The organism is Bradyrhizobium sp. (assembly GCF_017881085.1).
Taxonomy (GTDB): domain Bacteria; phylum Pseudomonadota; class Alphaproteobacteria; order Rhizobiales; family Xanthobacteraceae; genus Bradyrhizobium.
The window spans coordinates 1-10,160 of the sequence record NZ_JADGRI010000199.1 but is presented as its reverse complement, the minus strand read 5'-3'; the positions used below and the strand labels follow the sequence as shown (position 1 = coordinate 10,160).

10 protein-coding genes are annotated in these 10,160 nt (G+C 63.7%); 3 read left to right on the top strand and 7 right to left on the bottom strand.

Features of this window, described 5'->3' with window-relative positions:
• The 6 genes from QZ213_RS18230 to QZ213_RS18205 form a co-directional block, all read right to left on the bottom strand.
• Positions 1-297 (bottom strand): ATP-binding cassette domain-containing protein (locus QZ213_RS18230; protein ID WP_291687492.1); only part of this gene is annotated, 297 nt, incomplete at its 3' end.
• A 4-nt stretch (positions 298-301) separates the two neighbouring features.
• Complete coding sequence (gene ntrB / locus QZ213_RS18225; protein WP_291687491.1) at positions 302-1,141, bottom strand: nitrate ABC transporter permease; 840 nt, start codon at positions 1,139-1,141, stop codon at positions 302-304.
• 164 nt (positions 1,142-1,305) lie between these two features.
• A complete protein-coding gene (locus tag QZ213_RS18220) occupies positions 1,306-2,691 on the bottom strand; it encodes a CmpA/NrtA family ABC transporter substrate-binding protein (RefSeq protein ID WP_291687490.1) in 1,386 nt (461 codons plus the stop codon).
• Between the two features lie 93 nt (positions 2,692-2,784).
• Positions 2,785-3,663: a sulfurtransferase gene (locus QZ213_RS18215; RefSeq protein ID WP_291687489.1), complete on the bottom strand. Its 879-nt coding sequence runs from the start codon at positions 3,661-3,663 to the stop codon at positions 2,785-2,787.
• Between the two features lie 57 nt (positions 3,664-3,720).
• Positions 3,721-4,842, bottom strand: a complete 1,122-nt coding sequence (locus tag QZ213_RS18210; RefSeq protein ID WP_291687488.1) for an acyl-CoA dehydrogenase family protein — start codon at positions 4,840-4,842, stop codon at positions 3,721-3,723.
• Positions 4,843-4,892: 50 nt separating this feature from the next.
• Positions 4,893-5,435 (bottom strand): OsmC family protein, encoded by a 543-nt coding sequence (locus tag QZ213_RS18205; protein ID WP_291687487.1) that lies wholly within the window; start codon positions 5,433-5,435, stop codon positions 4,893-4,895.
• A 253-nt stretch (positions 5,436-5,688) separates the two neighbouring features.
• Here QZ213_RS18205 and QZ213_RS18200 point away from each other — a divergent pair, with 253 nt between their 5' ends.
• Positions 5,689-6,354 (top strand): TetR/AcrR family transcriptional regulator, encoded by a 666-nt coding sequence (locus tag QZ213_RS18200; RefSeq protein ID WP_291687486.1) that lies wholly within the window; start codon positions 5,689-5,691, stop codon positions 6,352-6,354.
• A 43-nt stretch (positions 6,355-6,397) separates the two neighbouring features.
• Here the strand turns inward: QZ213_RS18200 and QZ213_RS18195 are convergent, their stop codons facing one another.
• The gene (locus QZ213_RS18195) at positions 6,398-7,600 is read right to left on the bottom strand and encodes a TrmJ/YjtD family RNA methyltransferase (RefSeq protein ID WP_291687485.1); all 1,203 of its coding nucleotides are present in this window, start codon (positions 7,598-7,600) and stop codon (positions 6,398-6,400) included.
• Positions 7,601-7,881: 281 nt separating this feature from the next.
• Between QZ213_RS18195 and QZ213_RS18190 the strand changes: the two genes are divergently transcribed.
• Positions 7,882-9,609 (top strand): alpha/beta hydrolase, encoded by a 1,728-nt coding sequence (locus tag QZ213_RS18190; protein WP_291687484.1) that lies wholly within the window; start codon positions 7,882-7,884, stop codon positions 9,607-9,609.
• Between the two features lie 111 nt (positions 9,610-9,720).
• Positions 9,721-10,160: isocitrate/isopropylmalate family dehydrogenase (locus tag QZ213_RS18185; protein ID WP_291687483.1), on the top strand; the 440-nt coding region annotated here is incomplete at its 3' end.

Below are 10,160 nucleotides of genomic sequence, written 5' to 3'. Positions count from 1 at the left end.
GTTGCCAAGCACGGTGCGCCACGGCAACAGCGCATGGCTCTGGAAGATCACGGCGCGGTCGAGGCTGGTGCCCTCGATGGCCTGCCCGTCGACGATCACGGTGCCTTCACTCGGCTGGTCGAGGCCGGCCAGAATGTTCAAGACCGTGGTCTTGCCGCAGCCGGAATGTCCGATCACGCAGCCGAACTCGCCGCGCGCCATCGACAGCCAGAGATCCTCGAATACCGCGATCTCGCCGCCATCAGCGCCGGGATACCGCCTGGCGATGCCTTCGATGGAGATGAATTTGTCGGTCATCGCGTCATTCCGGAAACGTGACCATGTGGGTGAACCGCGCCAGGATCTGGTCGAGCAGCATGCCGACGAAGCCGATCAGCAGAATGGCGATGATGACGTTGGTGATCGAGAGGTTGTTCCACTCGTTCCAGACGAAGTAACCGATGCCGGTGCCGCCGACCAGCATCTCGGCGGCGACGATCACCAGCCAGGCGATGTCGATCGAGATCCGCATGCCCGTGAGAATCGTCGGCGCGGCCGCCGGCAGAATCACGGAGAAGGCGCGCCGGATGGTGCCGACTTCGAGCGTGCGCGCGACGTTGATCCATTCCTTGCGCACGGCAGCGACGCCGAACGCGGTGTTGAGCAGCATCGGCCACACCGAGCAGATGAAAATGACAAAGATCGCCGACAGCCCGGAATCCTTGATGGTGTAAAGCGCCAGCGGCATCCAGGCGAGCGGCGAGATCGGCTTCAGGATCTGGATGAAGGGATCGAGCGCCTTGTTGATCAGGGACGACATCCCGATCAGGAAGCCGAGCGGGATCGCGACGATGACGGCGAGAAGATAGCCCAGGCCGACGCGCGCGATGGAATAGCCGAGCTGGATGCCGAGGCCTTTGTCGTTCGGGCCGTTGTCGTAGAACGGCCGCTTGAGGTGCTCCCACAATTTGGCACCGACATCGAGCGGGCCCGGCATCACCGACTTGCCCTGCGTCGCGGTCAGCCCCATCAGCCTGGCGTATTCGGGGCTCATGGTGGCGACGGCACCGGTGCCGCGCGTGGCAAGGTGCCAGATGCCGATAAAGGCCAGGAACAGCGCGACCGACAAGATCGCCGCGCGGAGACGCAGCGATGCGGTCATGACGCACGGCTCCTCGACGAGTCGTCCCGGCGAAAGCCGGGACCCATACGCCGTGACGTCTCGTTGGGCAATTTGGCAGCGACCTTCTTCATCAACCAAGGCCGGTGGTTATGGGTCCCGGCTTTCGCCGGGACAACGGATGAGAATGTGTCCGCGCCGTCACCTCACGACGCCTTCCTGATCTTGAAGCTGTTGACGTAATCCTCGGGTTTCGTGGGATCGAACGTCCTGCCCATCACGGAGAACGACTTGTAGGACGTCGCCGGCGGCGTCAGGCCCATCTCGGTCATCAGCTTGGCCGTGTCGGTGGCGAGGTAGACCTGTTCGGCAACTGCCTTGTAATCGACATCGCCCTTGATCTGGCCCCAGCGCTTCATCTGGGTGAGCATCCAGACCGCGAAGGATTGCCAGGGGAACGGATCGAAATCGACGCGCTTGGCGTCCGTCTTCACCCCGCCCAAGCCGTCGGCATAGGTCCCGGTCAGCACCTGCTCCAGCACGGTGACCGGCGCGTTGATGTAGTTCGCGGGCGCGATGGCCTCCGCGATCTCTTTGCGGTTCTCCGCCTTCGACGCGTAGGCGGTGGCGTCGACGATCGCGCGCGTCAGCGCGGCAAAACTGTTCGGCGAGGTCGCGATGAATTCCCGGCTCGCCGCAAACGTGCAGCAGGGATGGCCGTCCCAGATTTCCTTGGACAGCATGTGCATGAAGCCGACGCCGTCATAGATCGCGCGCTGGCAGATATTGTCGGGCGCGAGGAAACCGTCGATATTCTCTGCGCGAAGATTGGCGACCATTTCCGGCGGCGGCACCGATCGCAGCTGCACATCGGTATCGGGATCGAGGCCGTTTTCGGCGAGATAATAGCGCAGCAGGTAATTGTGCATCGAATAGTCGAAGGGAATGGCGAACTTCATGCCCTTCCAGTCCTTGGGGTCGCGCTTGTCCTTGTGCTTGATCGCGAGCGTAATGCCCTGCCCGTTGATGTTCTCGATCGCCGGCACCGTGAATGGAACCGCATTCGCGCCGAGGCCGAGCGAAATCGCGATCGGCATCGGCGCCAGCATATGCGCCGCGTCGTATTCCTTGTTCAGGGTCTTGTCGCGGATCACCGCCCAGCCGGCGGTCTTGACCACCTCGACGTTGAGGCCATGCTTGGCATAGAAACCGAGCGGTGCGGCCATGATGATGGGCGTGGCGCAGGTGATCGGAATGAAGCCGACTTTCAGGTCTTTCTTCTCCGGCGCGCCTGCGTCGGCAAATGCCTCGGTCGCGGTCTTGATGGGGAAGAATTGCGAGATCGCGGCGAGCGCGGTCGACGCGCCGACCGATTTCAGGAAGGCCCGGCGCGCGATGTCATTCGGAAACATCTCGCGCATGACAGCCGAAGCAACGACGCTCTCGTAACGCTTCTCCTCCGAGGGCGCCGGCTCGCAACGCAGCGACGGCGCCGCAGAATCATGTTCTTCGGCGGAGCGATGCTGGCCACACACGCAGCCCGTTCGCGAAAGTTTGCGGTCAGCGTCAAACGGATCGTCGAAGGTGGACATGCCCCATTCCCTTATCTGTGCCGAAAAGCAGGCTTCGGCGGATCACCGTCCGGCCGCGTGAACGCGGCCGGACGGTGAAAAAACATGCACGATCTATGCCGCTTTTTCGGTCAGCCTGGCGTCCGTGGGCAGACCTTCCTCGATCGGCAGCGAGGGATCGCGCGACCATTCGTTCCACGATCCGAAGTACATCCGCACATCCTTCACGCCTGCGTTCTTCAGCGCGAGGAAGGTGTTCGATGCCCGCGCGCCCTTGAAGCAATAGAGGTAGACCGGGGTGCTCTCGGAAATGCCGACGGTCGCGCATTCCGCCAGGATCTCGTCCTTGGACTTGAAGCGCGGCCCTTCTCCGGTCGGCTTCATCATGCGGTACCATTCCAGCCAGACGGCGCCGGGAATGCGGCCCTTGCGCGGGCAGAAATCCTTGCCGTAGGGCGAGGAGCTTTCGCCGATCCACTCGTCGACGTCGCGCACGTCGAGCAGCGCGACGCCGGGCTTGCCGACCGCCGCCAGCATGGTCTTGGCGTCGATCAGGATGTCGCCGGCTTCGGGCACGATGGCAAAGGACGCCGCCGCCGGCTTCGGCACGGCGGTCGTGACCGGCAGGCCCGCGGCGGCCCATGCGTCGAAGCCGCCATGCAGCACCTTGACCTTGGGATAGCCGAGCATGGTGAGGAGGTAATAGCCGCGGCAGGACTGGCCGAAGCCGGAATTCATCGACTGCTCGTAAATGACGGCGGTTTCCTTCCCGGACAGTCCGGCCTTGCCGAACGCGTCGGCGAATTTCGTCTTCAGCTCCTGCATGCCTTCCGGCGTCGAGGTGGCGAGATAGGTGAAGATCTCGTGCACGTTGACGGCGTTCGGGAGGTGCCCGGCGGCATAGGCGTCGGGGTTTCGCGTGTCGATGATCACGCAGGGTTCTTTCGAGATGAGATCGGCGAGTTCGCTGGCAGAAATCAGTACGTCCGTCATGGCAGGCCTCTCCTGTTGTGGTTGAAGGTTAGGGTGGATCCGGGATCGGTTGAAAACTCAAATGTCGGCCAGCATCTTCCGCAGCTGCTTGGTGGCCGGCGTGACGATGGCGACGAAATAGGCCTCGCGCAGCCTGCGCTGGGCGCGATGGCTCATCAGGTAACCGCGCGCGCCGCAATGAAGCATCGCGGCATGCGCGGCGGCGACGCTGGCGTCGCCAGCCTTGAGCCGAAGCTCGACGACCGTGCGCCAGTAATCGTCGTCCGTGTTGTAGGGGTCGCGCGCCAGTTCCATGGTCTGCGCTTCGAGGGAGGACAGCGCTTCCTGAAAGTCAGTCGGCTGTTGCGGCAGGAAGCGGTTGACGTGGCCGAGCGAGCCGTCGACTTCCTTCATGATCGCGATGCAGTCCCTGATCAGCCCGATCGCCATGCCGGCCTGTAGTAGAATAAAACCGGCGCGGATCTTCTTCACGAATGGGCCGGCGGGGTCCGCCAGGATCAAGACGTCGGGAACGAAAACGTCACGGAACTGCACGCCATAGGTGCCGGTGCCGTCCATTGCGAGGAATGGCTTGCATGGCTGCAGCGTGATCCCGGGGTCCGAACAGTCGGCGAGAAACATCACGATCGCGCCCGGTCTGTCCTCAACCTCGAAAATGGTGCCGAAGAAATGGTCGCGACCGAGATTCGATACCCAGGGCAGCGCGCCGCGCACGACGTAGCCGCCCTCGACCTTGCGGCCCCTCAATTTCAGCTTCTCGATGCCGAAGAAGCTCTTCATCGGATTGGAAAGCCCGGTGCCGCCGAGCACCCTGCCCGCCGCGACATCGTCGGCGAAACTCGCAAGCGCCGGATTGGGCGAATTGAACGCATACCAGGCCAGCGTGTTCTGGCACCACGCCATGAAGGCGGTGGCGCCGCAGACCTCGCCGATCGCCGCCATCGACCGGATGGCGCCGCCGAGATCGGCCGCGCCGTTGTTCGGCCGATGGCTGCCCCAGGCGCCGGCATCGCCGAAGCGCCGAAGCAATTCGGCCGGATAGACCGAGCCGCTGTCGATCGCGGAGGCCAGCGGCGCCAGCTCCCGGCGCGCGATCGCAGCGACCGCATCGGTGATCTCCGTCGCCGAAAGATCGCTCTTCTCGTCAACCGCGAAACGCGATGCGGCCACTGGGTTCATCACACTCTCCGAACGAAGCGTTTTGGAAGGGGCAACATGGTTGGCGGCGGCTACGCGCTGACCTCGAGATTCACCGGGCGCGTAAAGGTGTTGGCGACCGGCGACCACTTCTTGACGTGCGCCACCAACGCGTCGATCTCGGCCTTGGGAACGCCTTCGCATTCCATGTCGACCTTGACCCGCACATCGGTGAAGCCGACCGGCTTCTCGCTGACGTCGCCGGTGCCCCACACGGCCGTGATGTTGAGGTCGCCTTCGAGCTCCAGTTCGAGCTTGTTGACGACCCAGCCGCGATGCACGGCGTTGGCGTGCAGGCCCACCGCAAGACAGGAGCCGAGCGCGGCCAGCGAAGCCTCCGACGGATTGGGCGCGGTGTCGTCGCCGAGCAGGCCCGGCGGTTCGTCGACGATGTAGGGCGCAAGGTTGCGGATATAGTTGGCGTGGCGGAACTTGCCCTCGGCCACCGTCTTGCATTTCAAGGTCTTGATGACCTTCGGATTGGCCTTGCCGTTCTCGATCAGCTTCTCGAGGCCTTGCCGGTCGATGGGGGCAAGGCAGCCTGTAAGCACTGTTTTTTGAGCGACCGCAGTCATCTATTTTCTCCCTAGGGGCAGGATACCGAACGGTCTGTTTCCTGCACGAAGCGTGCCAGAGCGGCTGCCGGGGAAAACACGAAGTCCTGAAGCCGCTTAGCGCGCCCTGCCCTGGAATCGGTCAGCCGCGATTTGCTCAATCGCGATGCAGTTGCCGTTGACCCGTGATTATCTTGCGCGCAGTTGCGAGAGGCGAGCAGCCGATGAAGATGTCACTTGATGATTGCGGCGCAGTTCGATTAACGTGGCCCGCATGGGCAAATCATCCACGAAGAAACGGGTCGTCGCGGACAACAGCGCCGGCGGCGACGAAGAGTCCGCGCGGGGGCGTTTGCTCAGCGCGGCGACGCGGCTGTTCTGCAAGAACGGAATCAACGCCACCGGCATCGACGCCATCATCAATGAAGCCGGCACCGCCAAGACCACGCTCTACAAATTGTTCGGCTCGAAAACCAATCTCGTGCAGGCGGTGCTGGAGAGCGAAGGCAAGCAGTGGCGCGAATGGTTCATCGCCTCGGTCGAGGCCGGCGGCGGCAGCGCCCAGACAAAGCTGGCGCGAATCTTTCCGGCGCTGAAGGACTGGTTTCGCGAGGAACGTTTCTATGGCTGCCCCTTCATCAACGCGGTCGGCGAGCACGACAAGGATCTGAAGCAATTCCGCGCCATCGCGATGAAGCACAAGAAGGTCGTGCTGGCCTACATCGGAAAACTCGCCGGCGAAATGGGCGCGGCGGAGCCGGAAATGCTGGCCCATCAGCTCGGCCTTCTGATCGACGGCGCCATCGTCGCCGCGATGGTGTCGCGCGATCCCGGCGTCGCGGATACCGCCGGCCTTGTCGCCTGCTCGCTGTTGCCGCCGTCAAAGCTGAAGAAGCCGAAGCGCGCAGGCAACGCGCCGGCGGAGCTGATGGCGGTGTGAGCTTGCGCTTACCTCTCTCCGCTTGCGGGGAGAGGGAGAAACATTACCGCCTTTCCAGCACACCCGTTTCCAGCCGGTCGAGCTGCGCGGCCAGATCGCCCTCGACGTCGCCGACCTTCATGGTGATGACCCGGTAGTCCCGCGCCTCCAGCCACGCCTGCCGCCCGGCGCGATCTCTTGCGATGGCCTCGGTCTCCTCCGAATTGATCAGTTCGATCGCGATGCGATGCACGAACGAGACGAAATCCGGAATGTGGCGGCCGACCGGGGTCTGGCGCTTGAACTGGCCGGCGAAGCGGCGGTCGGAGGTCAGGGCCTGCCACAGGATGCGCTCGGCATCGGTCGGGTTTCTCCGCAGCAGCCGCGCCAGTCCGCGCACGGTGCCGCTCTCCGATGGCAGCGCGCCCTGCCCGTGCTCGGCGAGCAGTGCGCGCAGCCGCGTAGCCTGCGCGCCGTCGAGCACGCCGCCCTTGGCCGGACCCTTGCGCCCCTCGGCGATCGCCATCACCACGCCGTGCAGCGTGTGCATGTCCTGCTTGGTCGGGTCCATGCGGGTGAAGATGTTGCGCAGATTGACCAACATGGTCTCGCGCTTCTCCGCCGGGCGCAGGAATTCGACCCGGTCGAGCTCGCGCACGAGGTTGTCGAAGAAGGCCTGCATCTGGTGCTGCGAGGCGGGCTCGGAGCGCTCGGGCATCGCGAACGGCAGCGCGCCCGCGGTCTGCAGCTTGAACCATTCATAGCCGATCAGGAGCACCGCCTGCGCCAGATTGAGCGAAGCAAAGCCGGGATTGACCGGAAAGGTGATGATGCGGTTGGCGAGCGCCACTTCCTCGTTCTGCAGTCCGTAGCGCTCGCGGCCGAACAGGATTCCGACCGTGCCGCCGCCCTTGAACTCGCCGGCCATCTGCTGCGCGGCGGCCTCCGGCGCCACCACCGGCTTGGCCTGGTCGTGGGCGCGGGCGGTGGTCGCGAACAAAAGGGTACAGTCAGCGACCGCCTGCTCCACCGTGTCGAACAGCTCCACACGTTCCAGGATATGGTCGGCCCCGGAAGCCGCCCGCTGCGCGCTGATGTTCGGCCAGCCATCGCGCGGGTTGACGATGCGCAGCCGCGTCAGGGCAAAATTGCCCATCGCGCGCGCGGCCATGCCGATGTTCTCTCCGAGCTGCGGCTCGACCAGAATCACGACGGGTCCGGTCAGCTCAAAGCCTGATTTGGTCTTGTCGGTGCCCGAACCGGACATCTCACTTCACTTTCTGGTTCAACATCTGGAGGTTCTGAATCGGGCTCCGAAGAGCCTCTTTCAACGCCTTACGTCTTGACCAGCACTCGATGGCCGGACCGGCGGCGTTTCTCATGCAATATAATCGGCTTAGCAACGCTTCATGGTTTTCGGTTGAAACCTCAGGTAGGACAGCTTGCGCGCGTTCGCCTTTCGGATACGGTATCAATCACAAATAAAACGAAGCTGCAAAACGGACCCACGGGCTGGCGCAACGGCTCGGGGATTATGGGGAGGCTGACATGCGCCGCAGATGGTCACTGGCGATCGTCGGAGCTTTGCTGATTCTGGCCGGCGGCGTGCTGGCCTGGCTGACGCAGACCGCTGATGGCATCCGGATTGAGGATATCCGCTTTCCGGGCGCCAAGGGCAACACCATGAGCGCCCTGCTCTATATCCCCAAAAACGCCACCGCGCAGACCCCCGCCCCCGGCATCCTGGCCGTGCACGGCTACATCAATTCGCGCGAAACCCAGGACGGCTTTGCCATCGAATTTGCCCGCCGCGGCTATGTGGTGCTGGCGCTCGACCAGACCGGCCACGGCTACAGCGATCCGCCGGCCTTCGCCAACGGCTTTGGCGGGCCCGACGGGCTCGCGCATCTGCGCAGCCTCGACTTCGTCGACAAGAACAATATCGGCCTCGAAGGCCACTCGATGGGCGGCTGGACCGTGCTGGCGGCCGCGGCCACGATGCCGAACGACTACAAGTCGATGGTGCTGGAGGGCTCGTCCACCGGCAAGCCGTTCGCCGCCGACGGCACGCCGGCCTGGCCACGGAACGTTGCGCTGGTGTTCGCGCAATACGAGGAATTTTCCAATTTGATGTGGGGCGTCGAACGGGCCCGCGATGTCACCCAGAGTCCAAAACTGTGGGCGATGTTCGGCACGCAGGGCCCGGTTGTATCAGGCAAGGTCTATGGCGACATCGCGCAGGGAACGGCGCGGGTACTCTATACGCCCGCGATCACCCATCCGGACGAGCATATTTCGCATCAGGCGATCGGCTACAGCCTCGACTGGTTCGCCAAGACCTTGCAGGGCGGCACGCCGCGGCCGTCGGACGACCAGATCTGGTTCCGCAAGGAAATCGGCACGCTGATCGCGCTGGCCGGTTTTGTCGCGTTGCTGCTCGGGGTGTTCGACGGCCTGCTCGAGGCGCCCGCGTTTTCCCACCTGCGTCTACCCGAGATTGCCGACGGCACGGTGCCGGCGCCGACCGCGGCCTCCGGCCGGCGCTGGACCGCCGCGTTCATCCTGTCCGCCTTTATCCCGGCGCTGACCTACTACCCGGCCTTCGCGCTGGGCGGCACGTTCGTCACGCCATCGGCCTGGCTGCCCCAGGGCATCACCAACCAGATCATGGTCTGGGCCATCATCAACGCGCTGATCACGCTGGCCCTGATGCCGTTCGCACCCAAGCGCGCCTCGCGAGGCGGTATCATCGGGCCGTCGGCCCTGATCGCGCTGCTGACAATCATTGTCGGCTACGCCGTGCTGTGGCTGGCCGACCTTGCCTTCAAGATCGATTTCCGGTTCTGGATCGTCGCGCTGAAGCTGATGAGCGCCAAGCAGTTCCTGATCTTCCTGATCTATCTCGTCCCGTTCACGGCGTTTTTCGTCATCGCCCTGCACGTGCTGCACCGGAATTTTTCCACTATGGGTGCTGGGCGCGGCGCACTTTATGTCACCAACATCCTGGCCCTGACGCTTGGCTTTATCGTGCTGCTGGTCCTGCAATACGGCACGCTGTGGCTGTCCGGCAAACTGTTCAACCCGCTGCCCGATCCCGGCTTCGTGCCGCTTTCCACCATCGTCGCCATCCAGTTCGTGCCGCTGCTCGGGATTTGCGCCATTATCGCGACCTTTACCTGGCGACGGACCGGCTCCAGCCTGCCCGGCGCCCTGATCTGCGGGCTGTTCGTGAGCTGGTACGTTGTCGCGGGCACCGCCACGCAGGCGGCGTTCTAAAGATCGACTGAAACTGCATGGCGCCTTGGCTTTCGCCTTGGCGCGTGCGGTGCTATAGCGCGGATGCATCACCCCTCCGTCCACCGCGCTATCCAAAAAGGCCCGATCTCCATGGCAAAAATCAAGGTGACCAACCCCGTCGTCGAACTCGATGGCGACGAGATGACCCGGATCATCTGGCAGTACATCAAGGACAAGCTGATCACTCCGTTCCTCGATATCAACCTGATGTATTTCGACCTCGGGATGGAATACCGCGACAAGACCAACGACCAGGTCACCGTGGACGCCGCCAACGCCATCAAGAAGGTCGGCGTCGGCGTCAAATGCGCCACCATCACCCCCGACGAGGCCCGGGTGAAGGAATTCGGCCTGAAGGAGATGTGGAAATCGCCGAACGGCACCATCCGCAACATCCTCGGCGGCGTGGTGTTCCGCGAACCCATCATCTGCAAGAACGTGCCGCGGCTGGTGCCGGGCTGGACCAAGCCGATCATCATCGGCCGCCACGCCTTCGGCGACCAGTACCGCGCCACCGACTTCAAGTTTCC

Coding starts and splice junctions, on each gene's coding strand:
- QZ213_RS18190 (WP_291687484.1), top strand. CDS start 7,882: ATGCGCCGCAGATGGTCACTGGCGATCGTCGGAGCTTTGCTGATTCTG.
- QZ213_RS18210 (WP_291687488.1), bottom strand. CDS start 4,842: ATGAACCCAGTGGCCGCATCGCGTTTCGCGGTTGACGAGAAGAGCGAT.
- QZ213_RS18205 (WP_291687487.1), bottom strand. CDS start 5,435: ATGACTGCGGTCGCTCAAAAAACAGTGCTTACAGGCTGCCTTGCCCCC.
- QZ213_RS18220 (WP_291687490.1), bottom strand. CDS start 2,691: ATGTCCACCTTCGACGATCCGTTTGACGCTGACCGCAAACTTTCGCGA.
- QZ213_RS18200 (WP_291687486.1), top strand. CDS start 5,689: ATGGGCAAATCATCCACGAAGAAACGGGTCGTCGCGGACAACAGCGCC.
- QZ213_RS18195 (WP_291687485.1), bottom strand. CDS start 7,600: ATGTCCGGTTCGGGCACCGACAAGACCAAATCAGGCTTTGAGCTGACC.
- QZ213_RS18215 (WP_291687489.1), bottom strand. CDS start 3,663: ATGACGGACGTACTGATTTCTGCCAGCGAACTCGCCGATCTCATCTCG.
- ntrB (WP_291687491.1), bottom strand. CDS start 1,141: ATGACCGCATCGCTGCGTCTCCGCGCGGCGATCTTGTCGGTCGCGCTG.